This is a genomic window from Polaribacter reichenbachii (assembly GCF_001975665.1).
Lineage (GTDB): Bacteria > Bacteroidota > Bacteroidia > Flavobacteriales > Flavobacteriaceae > Polaribacter > Polaribacter reichenbachii.
In genome coordinates, this window is sequence record NZ_CP019419.1 from 2516901 (window position 1) to 2533136 (window position 16236).

Genomic DNA, 16236 nt, shown 5'->3' on the forward strand with positions numbered 1-16236 from the left:
AACACTAATTATTCTCTTCTAAAACTTCTTTTTCTGCTTTGTCCCAAGATTTTTTTGCTCTAATTTTTTTGTATAATCGAATGCTTAACATCAATAAAACTCCGAAAAGAATAATACCTACAACACCCCAAATCCAGTTTATAGCACTTTTTAAAGTTACTAAAAATACAATTGCAAAGAGAATAATGGTTGCAACTTCATTCCAGATACGCAATTGTAATGCAGAATATTTAATAATATCGTTTTGTAATTGCTTGTAAATTCTTTGACAAGAATAATGATAAAAATACAAGGCGAATACAAATGCTAGTTTTACATGCATCCAAGGTTCTGATAAATAATACGGACTTTGATAAAGCATCCAGAAAGCAAAAAAACTAGCTAATATAGCTGATGGCCAAGTAATAATGTACCACAAACGTTTGCTCATTAATTTATATTGTGTTTGTAAAATTTCTTTAGCAGGTTCTAATTTTTTTTCTGCTTCTATATGATAAATAAACAAACGAATAATGTAAAATAACCCAGCAAACCAGGTAACTACAAATATAATGTGTAATGCTTTTACGTAAAGGAAGTCCATAGATTTGTGTTAAGTTTTAAAGTTTCAAAGTTCAAAGTTCAAAGTTCAAAGTTCAAAGTTCAAGTTTCAAAGTTCAGTATTCAGTGTTTTGTGCCGTAAAAAGAGTTGTTTTTTTACTTTTATTTTCGCTGAAAAATTTAATTTTGCTAACTGCTAACTGCTAACTGCTAACTGCTAACTGCTAACTGCTAACTGCTAACTGCTAACTGCTAACTGCTAACTGCTAACTGCTAACTGCTAACTGCTAACTGCTAACTGCTAACTGCTAACTGCTAACTGCTAACTGCTAACTGCTTCTTCCCAGTCGTTAATCCATTTTACCATAACATCTACCCAATCATCATTATCGTTCATACAAGGTATGTGTTTGTAATTTGTACCACCAGCTTCTAAAAAATCTTCTTTACCTTCCATTGCTATTTCTTCTAAGGTTTCTAGGCAATCTGCTACAAAAGCTGGAGTTATAACAGCAAGTTTTTTCTTACCTTCATTAGGGAATTTCTCTAACTCAAAATCTGTATATGGTTTTAACCAAGGATCTTTTAATAATCTCGATTGGAAAGAATTACTGTAAGTGCCTTCTTTTAAATTTAGCGTTTTTGCAATTTCTTTTGTGGTTTCAAAACATTGATGTCTATAACAAGTATGATGTGCAACTGAATTACGTTCGCAACAAGAACCGTCTATTTTACAATGCGAATTTGTTGGATCTGATTTTTTTATATGACGTTCTGGAATTCCGTGATAAGAAAATAAAATATGGTCGTAATCGAAACCTTCTAAATGATTGGCAATATTGCTACTCATTGCCTTAATATAATCGGGTTCATTATAAAAAGGGGGCAAAGTATCTAGTTTTACATCTGGATATTTTTCAGCCAAAATTTCTTCGGCTTTGGTAACCACAGTTTCGTAAGAAGACATGGCATAATGTGGGTATAAAGGCGCTAAAAATATTTCTGTAACTCCTTTGTCTACTAAGTTTTTAATTCCTTTTTCCATTGTCATTGAGCCATAACGCATAGCCAATTCTACAGGAACTTCTACTTTCTGTTTTAGTTTTTCTGTAAATCTTTCAGATATAACTACAAGTGGCGAACCTTCATCCCACCAAATCTTTTTATAGGCAGCTCCAGATTTTTTTGGTCTTGTTTTTAAAATAATTCCGTTTATTAATAAATAACGTTTCCAATAAGGAATATCAATAACACGTTCGTCCATTAAAAATTCGCCTAAATATTTTTTTACATCCTTTGTTTCTGTAGAATCTGGTGACCCTAAATTGTTTAATAAAACTCCTTTCATTTATATAGTTTCAAAAGTTTTAAGTTTCAAAATTTTAATGTTGAAACTTCAATATTATTTATTTTTGCTAACTGCTAACTGCTAACTGCTAACTGCTAACTGCTAACTGCTAACTGCTAACTGCTAACTGATTTGTAACCTCGTACAACGTAATTGCTAAACTGTGTATTACATTCATACTTGAATTTCTACCATACATTGGTATTGCAATTGTTGCATCTACTAAATTAATATTTTCAATTCCATTTCTTTCGTTACCCAAAAGTAACACGATTTTTTTGTGATTTGTAAAATCAAAATCTTGAATATTAATACTTTTATCAGTAATTTCTATACCAATTATAGTGTTACCTTCTTCTTTTAATTGTTGAATTGTTTCCTCAAAATTATGATACAACTCGTAGTTAATTTCTTGAATAGTGTTTCTTGCAGTATTTATAACTTTTCTATTTTCTACGGATGGAGAGTTTTTGTGGAAAAAGATTTTTTCTACACCAAAACTTTCAGAAATACGAAAACACATTCCAATATTTTCTGGAGTTCTAATGGCATCACAAACAATAGTTATCGGAAACTTTTGCTGTTTGTTTTTTACGTCTTTATGTGTTAATTGCTTCACCTAATTTTAATTTTGCTTACTGCTTAAGACTCATTACATATTTTTTTGGTGTTGTACCAAATTTCTTTTTAAAAGCTGCAATAAAATGACTTGCTGTACTGTAACCCACTTGAATGCCAACTTCATTTACGTTGTATTGATTGCTTTCTAACAATCGTCTAGAGTGTTCCATTTTATGATCTAGTAAAAAACTGTACACAGTATCGCCGTAAATTTGCTTAAACCCTTCTTTTAGTTTTTTAATATTTAAACCAATTTCGTTTGCCAATTCTTGTAAACTTGGTGGCTCTGCCATTCTTGCAATAATTATTTCTTTTGCTTTTCTAATTTTTAAAACATTTTCTTCATCAACTAAAAAAGGGCAAAATTCACCTTCTACATTCTCATCTTTCTGAAAATGTAAACTCAGCAATTCGTAAACTTTACCTTTTACATATAAATCTTTAATAGAACTATTAATGTTAGAATTTATAATTTGATGTAAAACAATAGAAACTGTTGGTTTTATTTCGGCATCATCATAATATTTACGATTGCTATTTTCGTCACTTAAAAAAGGAATATGACCAGATTCTTTAGAAAATAAAGAATGAAATTTCTCGATAGAAATCAATAAAGAAATTAAAGTTGTTTTTGGTTGTATCTCTAAATTGATTGGTAATGTTCGCTGCGGATTGTACAATAGTATAGATCTGTTGTCTAATACATCAAAAGAATAAGAACTGTTATTAAACAAAAATTTCGATTTCCCGCGAATGCAAAAATGAATTTGTATAAAAGTGCTATTAATTTCTCTTTCAAAGTTTACGATGTCTTTGCTTTCATTCTGAAAATGAAGTACATAAAAACCTTTTTCAAGAATTATTTCATCTAAAGTACTTTCTCCGACATTTTTAAACATAAAAAAATATTTTAATTCAATTGCTTTTATTTAGAATCGTTCTGTATAAGCTTCGCTTAAATCCTGTTATAGTGCAAAAATAGGGCTTTTTAGAAGTTTTTTAATCAAAAAAAAACTAAAATACATCTAACGTTATTAAAAATACTTTAAGCGACATTTTTTTCTCTATGAAGTTTTTATTTTTGTGCAACTTTTTACAATTATGCAAGAGATCAGGCAAGAGCACTTTTACAATATTGGGGTTAGTTATAAAAAAGCTGATGCAAAAACACGTGGAAAATTTTCTTTATCTAAAGAAAATCAAATAGACCTATTACAGTTAGCCAAAGAAAAAGGCTTTAAAGGTGTATTTGTAATATCTACATGTAATAGAACAGAGATTTCTGGTTTTGCAGAACATCCTTATCAATTAATACAGTTATTATGTTCTTTTTCTGAAGGTACTGTAGAGGAGTTTGCAACCATTTCTAATGTTTACAAAAATCAAGAAGCAATCGATCAATTGTTTAGAATTGGTACAGGTTTAGAAAGTCAGATCTTAGGAGATTACGAAATTGTTGGTCAGTTAAGACAGTCTTTTAAAATGGCAAAATCGTTAAAAACAACCAATGCATATTTAGAAAGGTTATTAAACAGCGTTTTTCAAGCCAGTAAAAAAGTAAAAAACGAAACAAAATTAAGCTCAGGTACTACATCAGTTTCTTATGCTGCTGTGCAATATATCATCAAAAACTTACCAGATTATAACTCTAAAAATATTTTAGTTTTTGGTTTGGGTAAAATGGGAAAACATACTTGTAAAAACCTAGCTCAGTATACTCATAATAAATCTGTTTGTTTAATTAACAGAACAGAAGAAAAAGCAACTGCGTTTGTAAGAGATCATAATGTTATTAGAAAATCGGTTATCGAAAATTTATCTGAAGAAATTAATAATGCAGATGTTTTAATTGTCTCTACAGGTGCAGAAAAACCAACCATTACAAAAGAACATATTGCAGACAATAAAGAATTATTAATTTTAGATTTATCTATGCCAGAAAATGTGGCAAAAGATGTAACAGAATTTAATGGTGTTTCTTTAGTTAATGTAGATGAACTTTCTAAAATTACTGATGAAACTTTAGCTGTTCGTCAGCAAGAAGTACCTTTAGCAGAAGCAATTATAGAAACTCATAAAGCAGAATTTAACGATTGGTTAAATCATAGAAGATTTACACCTGCAATAGCTGCTTTAAAACAATCTTTAGAAAATATTAAAAACGACGAAATTAATTTTCAGAAGAAAAAAATTACTGATTTTGATGAAAGTCAAGCAGAAATCTTAACTTCACGTTTTATTCAAAAAATAACAACACAATTTGTGAAACATTTAAAAGATGAAGAAACATCGGTTTCACAAAGCCTTCAAGTAATACATAAGGTTTTTCAATCTTAATCAAAAAAACTAAATGCAAAAAACCATAAGAATAGGAACTCGCGATAGCCAATTAGCGCTTTGGCAAGCTAATAAAGTACGCAAAGAATTAATTGAATTAGGCTACGAATCTGAGATTGTTCCTATTAAATCTACTGGTGATATTGTTTTAGATAAACCTTTGTACGAGTTAGGTATAACAGGTATTTTTACTAAAAACTTAGATATTGCTATGCTAAATGGCGATATTGATATTGCAGTGCATTCACTAAAAGATGTGCCAACTTCTTTACCAGAAGGTATTGTACAAGCAGCCGTTTTAAAACGTGCTAATTATAGCGATATTTTGGTTTTAAAAGACACAGAAGAGTTTTTTGGTCAGCCAAATGGAATAATTGCTACTGGTAGTATACGTAGAAAAGCAATGTGGTTAAATCGTTACCCAACTCATAAAGTGGTAGATTTAAGAGGTAATGTAAATACACGTTTGCAAAAACTAGAAGATAATGAATGGAATGGAGCTGTTTTTGCAGCTGCAGGATTAGAGAGAATTGGTATAAGGCCAGCAGGTGCAATAAATCTTTCTTGGATGATTCCTGCTCCTGCACAAGGAGTTATAATGATTGCAGCTTTAGAAAAAGATGATTTTGTAAAAGATGCTTGCGAACAATTAAATCATTACGAAACGCAAGTTTGTGTCGGTATAGAAAGAGAGTTTTTAAAACAATTAGAAGGCGGTTGTACAGCACCAATTGGGGCTTTAGCTTATGTTGATGAAAAAACTGAAGAAATTAATTTTAAAGGTGTTCTTTTAAAAAGAGATGGTTCTAAGAAAATTACAGTAAACAAAACTGCAAAAATGGGACGTCATCGTTTTTTAGCAAAAGATTGTGCAGATTATGTAATTAATAGAGGTGGTAAAGATTTAATGCTAGAAGATGAAGAAGTTTCTGCAGTACAAAATGCAGTATTTTCTACCAAAAAACTATCAGAAGCACAAAAGAAAACCTTACCACATACTATTGGTATAAAAGATAGCGATTTTATTAAAATACGTTTCAATAGAATTTCACCAAAGGTGATGAAAAATGAAATTGAAAACGTAATTATTACCAGTCAAAATGGAGTAGAAGCGATTTTAAATTCTTTTACTAAGGATGAAATAAAGTTTAAAGATATTTATTGCGTTGGTAGAAGAACCAAAAAGCTAATTGAAAATAGAATTGGTAAAGTTTCTCACGTTGCAAAAAATGCTAAGAAATTAGCAGAATATTTATCAAAAGAATTAGAAAATAAAGAGGTTACTTATTTCTGTTCAGATTTACGTTTAGATATTTTACCAGCATTCTTAAAAACAAAAGAAATAGTTGTAAATGAAGTAGAGGCCTATAAAACGATGTTAAGTCCAGATAAAATTTCTGATGAGGTTTCTGGAATTTTGTTTTTCAGTCCTTCAGGTATTGAGAGCTATTTACAGAAAAATGCTACAGATAAAGTAGCATTTTGTATTGGAGAAACTACTGCAAAAGAAGCAAGAAAACATTTCGAAAATGTACAAGTAGCGCATTTACCTAGTGTAGATTCTATGTTAGAATTAGTTAACAAATATTACAATGCAGATGATAATCTTTCTGAAGAGGAAGAATAGACTTTATTAATCTTGTATTAGAAAATAAAATATTAATAAAACACACTTTTTTTAAGAGTGTGTTCCCCTTTGGGGAAACAAGGGCTTATGTTTAGGACAAGAAGACTTAGAAAACACGAAGGAATTAGAAGGTTAGTTAAAGAAACTACACTTTCTGTTGATGATTTTGTATATCCACTTTTTATTGAAGAAGGAGAAAATATAGAAACAGAAATCGTTTCTATGCCAGGTATAAAACGTTTTTCTTTGGATAAAATTTCTAAAGAATTAGATGAGGTTGTAGAACTAAAAATTCCTGCTGTTTTATTATTCGGAATTCCATCTGAAAAAGATGATGAAGGTACAGAAACTTGGAATGATAACGGAATTATGCAGCAAGCAATTCGTTTTATCAAAAAGAATTACCCAAGTTTATATGTAATTACTGATGTTTGTTTTTGTGAATATACTTCTCATGGACATTGTGGAATTATTCATGACAATGATGTTGATAATGATGCCACTTTAGTAAATATTGCAAAACAAACCATTTCTCACGCTAAAGCTGGAGTTGATATGGTTGCACCATCAGGAATGATGGATGGAACAATTGATATGATGCGTCAAGCATTAGACAATTCAGGTTTTGTGAATTTGCCAATTATGGGTTATTCTGTAAAATATGCATCAGCGTTTTATGGTCCATTTAGAGATGCTGCAGATTCTGCACCTACTTTTGGAGACAGAAGAACCTATCAAATGGATCCATCAAACAGAGATGAGGGAATGCGTGAAGCCACTTTTGATGATCAAGAAGGCGCAGATATTTTAATGGTAAAACCAGCTTTATCATATTTAGACATTATTAGAGACTTAAAAAATAATTTTGATAGACCAATTGCCTGTTATAATGTAAGTGGAGAATACGCAATGGTAAAAGCAGCTGCAGAAAAAGGTTGGATTGATGGAGAAAGAGTAATGATGGAAAGTTTACTCTCTATGAAAAGAGCAGGTGCAGATATTATTATTACTTATTTTGCGAAAGAAGCTGCTAGAGTATTATTAAAAAAATAAAGTTATTAAATAGAACTGTCATTCCTGCGTAGGCAGGAATCTCAGGCTGAAAACTGAAAATAATTGTTTAAAACTCAACATCAATATTATGTATATATAATTACAAATAAAAAAGATGGAGTTTTATACATTGGTGTTTCAAACGATTTAGAAAGAAGAATGTTTGAACATAAAAATAAGTTAGTTAAAGGTTTTTCGGAAAGATATAATTTAGATAAGTTAATTTATTTTGAAACCTATCAATATGTAGCTGACGCTATAAAAAGAGAGAAAAACCTTAAGAAGTGGAAAAGACAATGGAAAATTAATTTGATAATTGAAGAAAATGCTGAGTGGAAAGATTTATCAAAAGATTGGTTTGATTAAAAAAGAGATTCCTGCCTACGCAGGAATGACAGAAAACCAAAAAATCATTCACATAAAATTAATTTAGATCTATAATTGGTAGAAAGAATAAAAAGTAGTTAAAGAAAATATAAATTGAAATGTTGTTATACCTGCGTAGGTAGGAATCTATAATAAATAGTAGCCAAAAAAAATGAATTTCAAAAAATCGAATAAATTATATAAAAAAGGATTAAAACATCTTGTTGGAGCAGTAAATTCTCCAGTAAGAGCTTTTTCTTCTGTAGGTGGAAATCCTTTATTTATCAAAAAAGCAAAAGGAACTAAAATTACTGATGTTGATGGTAATGAATATGTAGATTTAGTTTTGTCTTACGGACCAATGATTTTAGGTCATAGACATAAAAAAGTACAAAAAGCTGTTGAAAAAGCCTTAAAAAATGGATATTCATTTGGAGCATCAACAGAAAATGAAATTAAATTAGCAAAAATAGTTTGTGATGCTTTTCCAGAAATGGATAAAGTTCGTTTTGTAAATTCTGGTACAGAAGCTGTTTTAAGCGGAATTCGTTTGGCAAGAGCATTTACAGGAAAAGATAAAATTATAAAATTTTCTGGTTGTTATCACGGGCACCAAGATGCATTATTAGTAGCTGCGGGTTCTGGTTTAGCAACCTTAAGTTTACCAGGTTCTAAAGGAGTGCCAGAAGGCGCTGTAAAAAACACTTTAATTGCAGAATACAATAATTTAGAAAGTGTAAAAAAACACTTTGCAGAGCATGATGATATTGCTGGTGTAATTATTGAGCCAATTGGTGGAAATATGGGAGTTGTAATTCCGCAAGACAATTTCTTAAAAGAATTAAAAGATTATTTAGAAACCAAAGGAGCATTGTTAATTGCTGATGAAGTAATGACAGGTTTCCGTTCTAAATTTGGTGGCGCTCAAGAATTATTGGGTGTTACAGCAGATATTACGTGTTTAGGTAAAGTTATTGGTGGTGGTTTTCCTGTTGGTGCTTATGGGGCAAGAAACGAAATTATGGAAAACGTTGCACCTTTAGGAGGAATGTATCAAGCAGGTACTTTGTCTGGAAATCCAATAGCAATGGCTGGAGGAATATCAACCTTAACTGAGTTGAAAAAACAAAATCCGTATGAAAAGTTCGAAGAAATTGGAGCTATTATAGAAGTAATTTTGCTAGAAACTGCTAAAAAATACAATGTAGATTTAACAGTAAACAGATTTGGTTCTATGTTAAATCCGTTTTTTACAAAAACAAAAGTTACTAATTTTGAAGAAGCACAAACATCAGACACCGAAAAATTTGCAATATTCTTTTGGGAAATGATTAAAAACGGAGTGTTTTTACCACCAAGTCAATTTGAAGCTTGGTTTTTATCATCAGCATTAAAAGACAAAGATATTAAGGTAATAGCTGATGCAGTTGAAGCAGGAATGTTAGCTGTTTCTAAAATGTAATTTAACCGCAAAGGCGCAAAGAAAAGCGCAGAGTTCGCAAAGTTTTTTGAATTATTTCTTAGTGTACTTTGCGAAAACTTAGCACCTTTACGATTTAAAATAATATAAAAATGACCGAAAACGAAATTTCTAAAATCATTGTAGATTGTGCATTAAAAGTGCATAGAAATTTAGGCCCAGGTTTGTTAGAAAGTGCATATGAAGAATGTTTATTTTACGAATTAGAAAAAAGAAATTTAAAAGTAGAAAAGCAAAAACCATTGCCTTTAATTTATGAAGAAGTCAAATTAAATGTTGGTTATCGATTAGATTTATTGGTTCAAGATAAAGTAATAGTTGAGTTAAAAGCTGTTGAAAATCTTACAGATGTGCATTTAGCGCAAGTTTTGACTTATTTAAAGTTATCAGAATGTAAATTAGGTTTGTTAATCAATTTTAACGTAGCTTTAATAAAATACGGAATTAAAAGAGTAGTGAATAATTTATAAATTTTAAACGCAAAGAAGTAAAAGAGAGTTCAGAGTTTGCAAAGAAATTTTAAAATAATTTTTGTTAACGATGTTAAAAAAATCTTAGCGCACTTTGCGAAAACTTAGCGCCTTTGCGTTTAAACGATGATAAAAAACGATTTATTTTTAAGAGCATTAAAAGGAGAAACAGTAGATAGACCACCAGTTTGGATGATGAGACAAGCAGGTAGATATTTACCAGAATTTATGGAAATCAAACATAAATACGATTTCTTTACACGTTGTCAAACTCCAGAATTAGCATCAGAAATTACAGTGCAACCTATTAGAAGATACGGAATGGATGCAGCTATTTTATTTTCTGATATTTTGGTAATTCCACAAGCAATGAACATTGAAGTGGAAATGAAACCAAATTTTGGACCCTATTTACCAAATCCTATTCGTTCTCAAAAAGACTTAGATTCAGTAATTATTCCAGATATTCAAGATTCTTTAGGTTATGTAATGGATGCCATTAAAGCAACCAAAGAAAAGTTGAATGATGAAATTCCGTTAATAGGTTTTGCAGGTTCACCTTGGACAATTCTTTGCTATTGTGTACAAGGTCAAGGATCTAAAAACTTTGACAAAGCCAAGGAATTATGTTTCACTAATCCTGTTGTAGCACATAGTTTATTGCAAAAAATTACAGATACAACAATTGCATATTTAAAGGCAAAAGTTGAGGCTGGTGTAGATGCAGTTCAAGTTTTTGATTCTTGGGGAGGCATGTTGTCTCCAACAGATTATCAAGAATTTTCGTGGCAATATATTCAACAGATTATCGATGCTTTAAAAGATATAACACCTGTAATTGCTTTTGGTAAAGGATGTTGGTTTGCTTTAAACGAAATGTCTAAATCTGGTGCTTCAGCTTTAGGTGTAGATTGGACTTGTTCACCAAGAAATGCTCGTTATTTGTCTGGAGGACAAATAACTTTACAAGGTAATTTCGACCCAACAAGATTGTTTTCTCCACCAGCAACTATCAAGAAAATGGTGCATAAAATGATTGATGAATTTGGTAAAGACAGGTTGGTTGTAAATCTTGGTCATGGTATTTTACCAAACATACCTTTAGACCATGCAAAAGCATTTATAGATGCTGTAAAAGAATACAAAGCATCATAAAATAAGAATTTGGGCGTTACTTTGTTTTGAAAAAAAACAAAGTCGCGCTTTCCATTATATCTTTTTGCAGAAAAAGCAAAAAGGATGTCATTTCAATCGCTAACGCACTTTTTGCTAACTTTTTGAGTTAATGATTAAGTAAATGCTTTTCAAAAATAATTATTGTAGAAATGTCTAAATGGAAAATCATAAAAAGTCTAAATTTTAAGCAAGTAATTGTGCTTTTAGGGTGGTTTTTAAAACATCCAATTTTTATGTATGCTACTTTTAGAGCAACTGTAAAAACGTTAAGAATTGCTCAAAAAAGATTTCCAAATACTCATAATTTCGATAATAAAGCAAACGCTTTTCGTCACGCACTCTGGAATATTTTAATAGCCAAAAAATGTTTAAAATTTAGTTCAGATTTAGAACAAGTTTTAACTTGGACAAAGCAAATTACAGGTTGGCACGAAGAATTTTCACCCAATGAGATTTTGGCAAAAAAAATGGATTTAAAAAATAATCAATTGGGTAGAAAATGGTTTTCGATTCTAAAAAATGAATCAATATTAAAAATTGAAGAATATTTAATAGAGAAATTATGTAGTGCAATTAAAATTAATTTTGATTCACCTTTAGATAAAATTGATAATTTGGTATTTTTGGAAGACTAAATAATTTACTATGTTAAAGAATATAATTTTAGGAATTAAAGAATATTCAGGTGCTTTCGCTTTAATTTCAAAGTTAAAACTTTGGAAATATTTTATAATACCTGTATTAATTAGTTTAGTAACTGCAGTTTTAATTGGTGTAGAAGCTTATGCGCTGTCAGACAATGTTGGCAGTTTTATTGCTAGAATCTGGATTTGGGATTGGGGAAAAGAAACTTTTACTGGTATTAGTAATTTTATTGGTGGAGTAATTGTTCTAATCATTGGTTTAATTCTTTACAAACATATTGTAATGGCATTATCAGCGCCATTTATGAGTCCTGTTTCAGAAAAAATTGAAAAGCATTTTTATGGAGATGTAAAACATTTACACAGAAAAACAACTAATGCAGAGCAATTAATAAGAGGTTTACGCTTAAATATTAGAAATTTAGTAAAAGAATTACTGATTTCTATTCCTATTTTATTACTTAAATTCATTCCAATAGTAAATATATTTTCAACAATTCTATTGTTTTTAGTTCAGGCGTATTATGCAGGTTTTGGTAATATGGATTATACTTTAGAGCGTCATTTAGATTATAAAGGAAGTGTAGATTTTGTAGGTAAAAACAAAGGTTTTGCTATTGGCAATGGAATTGTTTTTATGCTTTTCCTATTAATACCAGTTGTTGGTATTATAATAGTATTGCCATTATCTGTAACTGCAGCATCAACAAAAACTTTAAAATTATTACATAATAAGCACGAGTTGGTTTATGAAAAATAACTAACCTGTAAGGTTTCCCAAACATCCTGCAAGGTTTTAAAAACCTTGTAGGTATATTAAATAGCAATATTATAATTATGAAATTAGAAGTTTTAGAAAAAGATAAATATTATCACATCTATAATAGAGGTATAAATGGTGGGCTTCTATTTAGAAATGATGATAATATGAATTATTTTTTAAAACTAGTTGAAAAATACCTTTCAGAAAAAATTACTATTTTATCATACTGTCTTTTAAAAAATCATTATCATTTTTTAGTAAGAATAAATGTTGATGGTGAGCTTGCAACTCAAGCATTTTCTAATTTATTTAATGCTTATGCTAAGGCATTTAATAAACAACAAGGAAGAACGGGCAGTTTATTCGAAAAGCATTTTAAAAGAAAACATATTTCATCAGAAGAATATTTAAAAAACACCATTTTATATATCCATAAAAACCCAGAGAATCATAAAATTGTTTCTGATTTAAAGAAATACGAATATTCTTCATATAATTCTATTGTCAATAATCAATCGAAAATTATTTCAATAAAAGAAGTTATTTCTTTGTTTGATGACTTAGAAAACTTTGTCTTTATTCATAAAAAAGACTTAGAGATAGAAGAACTTAAAAATTTTGAAAACTTCACAGATTTGGAAAAACAGAATAATACCTACAAGGTTTCTAAAACCTTGCAGGAAGAGAAAATTAGTTACAAAAATAAATTTTACAAATACATAGAAAACCTACAAGACACCATAACTTCTAAATTAGAAGAAGTTGATGGATCAGCTAAATTTCAAGAAGATATTTGGCAAAGAAAAGAAGGTGGTGGAGGTAGAACTCGTGTAATTGAAAATGGAACTGTTTTCGAAAAAGGAGGTGTAAATATTTCTGCGGTTCACGGAGAGTTACCTGAGGTTTTAAGAAATCAGTTTAAAGTAAGAGAGGGTAACTTTTTTGCTTGTGGATTGAGTTTGGTTTTACATCCAAAGAACCCTTTTGTACCTACAGTTCATGCAAATTGGCGTTATTTTGAAATGTATGATGAATCAGGAAATATTGTCACCCAATGGTTTGGTGGTGGTCAAGATTTAACACCTTATTATTTGTTTGATGAAGATGCAACTCATTTTCATACAGTATGTAAATCCGCTTGCGATAAACATCATTCTGAATTTTATCCGAAGTTTAAAAAAACTTGTGATGAATATTTCTGGAATTCCCATAGAAACGAAGCTCGTGGAATTGGAGGATTATTCTTTGATTATTTAAAAGAAGTAGATGGTTTTACGATTGATGATCGTTACAATTTTGTAACTGAAGTTGGTAATAGCTTTTTAGAAAGTTATGTGCCAATAGTAGAAAAAAGAAAAAATATTGAATTTAATCAAGAAAATAAAGATTGGCAAGAAGTTAGAAGAGGACGTTATGTTGAGTTTAATTTAGTGCATGATAGAGGTACTCTTTTCGGATTAAAAACAAATGGTAGAATAGAAAGTATTTTAATGAGTTTACCACCAATTGTGCAATGGAAATACAACCATCAACCAGAAAAAAACTCAGCAGAAGAAAAATTGTTAGAAGTTTTGGAATCTCCTAAAGATTGGGTGTAAAACATTGAATAATTATTAGTGATTATTCCTTTTTAAAAAGGAATATTTAATATTTATGAGGAATAATTTTATTATTTTACGAATAATTAAAATTATATTTTTTTTTGAAATGAATTATAGGTTGCAAAAAATACGAATAAAATCATCACTTTTTTGTACTTTTGCAATCTCTAAAACTAGATAGAAATGGCAAGATTCGAATTAAAGTTACCAAAAATGGGGGAAAGTGTTGCAGAAGCAACGATAACTTCTTGGCTAAAAGAAGTTGGAGACCTTGTTGAACTTGACGAAGCTGTTGTTGAAATTGCTACAGATAAAGTAGATTCTGAAGTACCATCTGAAGTAGAAGGAACTTTAGTTGAGGTTTTATTTGAGAAAGATACAGTTGTTGCGGTTGGCGAAACCATTGCAATTATAGAAACAGATAAAGTTAGTATTCCTAACAAAGTTGAACCTGTTGTTGCCAAAGAAGTTAGCACTCCAGAAGTTGTAGAAGTAGAAAAAACGATAGAAAAAGCTGTAGAAACTGTGGCTACTCCAATCGCAAAATCTTCTGATTCAGGTAAATTTTATTCTCCTTTGGTTAGAAATATCGCTCAAACAGAGGGAGTTTCTATGGATGAGTTAGAAACTATAGTAGGTACTGGTCAAGATGGTAGAGTTACTAAAAGTGATATTTTATCTTATATAGAAAATAAAGGAAATAAAACACCAAAACCTGCACCAGTTGCTGTTTCAAAACCAGTTGAGGTTCCTGTTCAACAAAAAGAAGTAGCAATAGTTGAAAAACCTAAAAAACAAAAGCAAGTTAAAAAAGCTGCACCTGTTTCTTTAAATGGTGGTGATGAAATTATTGAAATGAGTAGAATGGGAAAACTGATTGCCAAGCATATGGTAGATTCAGTTCAAACTTCAGCACATGTACAATCATTTATTGAAATTGATGTTACTAATATCGTAAAATGGAGAAATAAAGTTAAAGATGCATTTCTTGAAAGAGAAGGAGAGAAGTTAACTTTTACACCAATTTTAATGCAAGCAATTGCGTTAACAATTAAAAAATATCCATTAATTAATATTGCTGTTGATGGTGATAAAATCATTAAAAAGAAAAATATTAATCTTGGAATGGCTGCTGCTTTACCTGATGGAAATTTAATTGTGCCTGTAATTAAAAATGCAGATCAATTAAATTTAGTAGGGATGACATCTGCCGTAAACGATTTGGCAAACAGAGCAAGAAATAATGCATTAAAACCAGATGAAGTACAAGATGGTACTTACACTGTTACCAATGTTGGTAGTTTTGGTTCTGTAATGGGTACACCAATTATTAATCAACCACAAGTTGCAATTTTAGCTCTAGGTGCTATTCGAAAAGTACCTGCAGTTATAGAAACTTCAGAAGGAGATTATGTAGGTATTAGACAAAAAATGTTTGTATCTCATTCTTACGATCACAGAGTTGTAAATGGTGCTTTAGGAGGTATGTTTATTAAAACACTAAAAGAAATATTAGAAGCTTGGGATGTGAATCGTGAGTTTTAAAAATGTTAATTAAATTAAAGATATAAAAAAGAGCTTAGTTAATTTAACTAAGCTCTTTTTTATATTATTGATAAATATTAAATTTAGGTATTATACAGTTTGTGGTTCCCAAGCAAATTTTTGAAAAGGAGCATCTACAGGTGTATTTGCAATATGATTTGTGTAATTACTAATTACTTTTTGCGATAAACCTAAGATAATTTCTAATACTTGTTTTTCTCCATAACCAGCAGCATAAAAAGTATTTAAATCTTCTTGAGCTACGTGTCCACGATTACGAGTTACCTTTAATGTAAATTCGTGTAATGCTTGTAATTTTTCTGTTGGTAATTCAGTCTTGTTTCTTAATGCATCGGTAATCGCACTATCAACTTTCATCATATTTGCAATTGCAGTATGGGCAGGTACACAATAATGGCATTCGTGTTCTACGTTTATTGTTTGCCAAACTACAGTTAATTCGTCATTATTAAAAGAAGTGTTTGTAAACAATTTATGTATTGATTGGTAAGCTTCTAAAATTTCTGGAGATTCTGCTAATACACCATGTAAACCAGGTATCATTCCATTAGATTTTAATGATTGTTCTAATAAAGCTTTACTTCCTTCTGGAGTAGTTTCTAAATTGTGAATTTTTAATGTTGTCATAATTTTAATGTTTATTT

The 16236-nt window shown here is 30.0% G+C and carries 16 protein-coding genes; 11 read left to right on the plus strand and 5 right to left on the minus strand.

All coding sequences use genetic code 11. The features are described from left to right. Positions 1 to 4: 4 nt before the first annotated feature. The 4 genes from BW723_RS10505 to BW723_RS10520 all read right to left on the minus strand — a co-directional run bounded on the left by BW723_RS10505 (position 5) and on the right by BW723_RS10520 (position 3408). Positions 5 to 583 (minus strand): CopD family protein, encoded by a 579-nt coding sequence (locus BW723_RS10505; RefSeq protein WP_068365276.1) that lies wholly within the window; start codon positions 581 to 583, stop codon positions 5 to 7. A 279-nt stretch (positions 584 to 862) separates the two neighbouring features. Continuing rightward, a complete protein-coding gene (hemH, locus tag BW723_RS10510) occupies positions 863 to 1888 on the minus strand; it encodes a ferrochelatase (RefSeq protein WP_068365273.1) in 1026 nt (341 codons plus the stop codon). A gap of 109 nt (positions 1889 to 1997) precedes the next feature. Beyond that, entirely contained in the window at positions 1998 to 2507 is a 510-nt protein-coding gene (locus BW723_RS10515) for a TrmH family RNA methyltransferase (protein ID WP_076686387.1), read from the minus strand. A gap of 16 nt (positions 2508 to 2523) precedes the next feature. After that, positions 2524 to 3408, minus strand: a complete 885-nt coding sequence (locus BW723_RS10520; RefSeq protein WP_068365183.1) for a helix-turn-helix transcriptional regulator — start codon at positions 3406 to 3408, stop codon at positions 2524 to 2526. 202 nt (positions 3409 to 3610) lie between these two features. Between BW723_RS10520 and hemA the strand changes: the two genes are divergently transcribed. The 11 genes from hemA (at position 3611) to BW723_RS10575 (ending at position 15571) form a co-directional block, all read left to right on the plus strand. After that, the gene (hemA, locus tag BW723_RS10525; RefSeq protein WP_068365179.1) at positions 3611 to 4846 is read left to right on the plus strand and encodes a glutamyl-tRNA reductase; all 1236 of its coding nucleotides are present in this window, start codon (positions 3611 to 3613) and stop codon (positions 4844 to 4846) included. Positions 4847 to 4859: 13 nt separating this feature from the next. Further along, entirely contained in the window at positions 4860 to 6473 is a 1614-nt protein-coding gene (hemC, locus tag BW723_RS10530) for a hydroxymethylbilane synthase (protein ID WP_068365176.1), read from the plus strand. A gap of 87 nt (positions 6474 to 6560) precedes the next feature. Beyond that, the gene (hemB, locus tag BW723_RS10535; RefSeq protein ID WP_068365173.1) at positions 6561 to 7526 is read left to right on the plus strand and encodes a porphobilinogen synthase; all 966 of its coding nucleotides are present in this window, start codon (positions 6561 to 6563) and stop codon (positions 7524 to 7526) included. Between the two features lie 63 nt (positions 7527 to 7589). Further along, positions 7590 to 7892 (plus strand): GIY-YIG nuclease family protein, encoded by a 303-nt coding sequence (locus BW723_RS10540; protein WP_068365170.1) that lies wholly within the window; start codon positions 7590 to 7592, stop codon positions 7890 to 7892. A 172-nt stretch (positions 7893 to 8064) separates the two neighbouring features. Further along, on the plus strand, positions 8065 to 9354 hold the full coding sequence (gene hemL / locus BW723_RS10545) for a glutamate-1-semialdehyde 2,1-aminomutase (RefSeq protein WP_068365167.1): 1290 nt from the start codon (positions 8065 to 8067) through the stop codon (positions 9352 to 9354). Positions 9355 to 9464: 110 nt separating this feature from the next. Continuing rightward, positions 9465 to 9842, plus strand: coding sequence for a GxxExxY protein (locus tag BW723_RS10550; protein WP_068365164.1), 378 nt, complete (start codon positions 9465 to 9467; stop codon positions 9840 to 9842). 126 nt (positions 9843 to 9968) lie between these two features. Further along, on the plus strand, positions 9969 to 10997 hold the full coding sequence (gene hemE / locus BW723_RS10555) for a uroporphyrinogen decarboxylase (RefSeq protein ID WP_068365161.1): 1029 nt from the start codon (positions 9969 to 9971) through the stop codon (positions 10995 to 10997). A 170-nt stretch (positions 10998 to 11167) separates the two neighbouring features. After that, entirely contained in the window at positions 11168 to 11653 is a 486-nt protein-coding gene (locus BW723_RS10560) for a DUF6973 domain-containing protein (protein WP_068365158.1), read from the plus strand. A gap of 10 nt (positions 11654 to 11663) precedes the next feature. After that, positions 11664 to 12422 carry an EI24 domain-containing protein gene (locus BW723_RS10565; protein ID WP_068365155.1) on the plus strand — a complete coding sequence of 253 codons (759 nt, stop codon included), beginning with the start codon at positions 11664 to 11666 and terminating at the stop codon, positions 12420 to 12422. Positions 12423 to 13114: 692 nt separating this feature from the next. Continuing rightward, on the plus strand, positions 13115 to 14023 hold the full coding sequence (hemF, locus tag BW723_RS18010; RefSeq protein ID WP_068365270.1) for an oxygen-dependent coproporphyrinogen oxidase: 909 nt from the start codon (positions 13115 to 13117) through the stop codon (positions 14021 to 14023). 186 nt (positions 14024 to 14209) lie between these two features. Beyond that, positions 14210 to 15571: a dihydrolipoamide acetyltransferase family protein gene (locus BW723_RS10575; protein ID WP_068365152.1), complete on the plus strand. Its 1362-nt coding sequence runs from the start codon at positions 14210 to 14212 to the stop codon at positions 15569 to 15571. A 90-nt stretch (positions 15572 to 15661) separates the two neighbouring features. On the opposite strand, the gene BW723_RS10580 is transcribed toward BW723_RS10575, so the two are convergent. After that, positions 15662 to 16219 (minus strand): carboxymuconolactone decarboxylase family protein, encoded by a 558-nt coding sequence (locus BW723_RS10580; RefSeq protein WP_068365149.1) that lies wholly within the window; start codon positions 16217 to 16219, stop codon positions 15662 to 15664. Between the last annotated feature and the right edge of the window lie 17 nt (positions 16220 to 16236).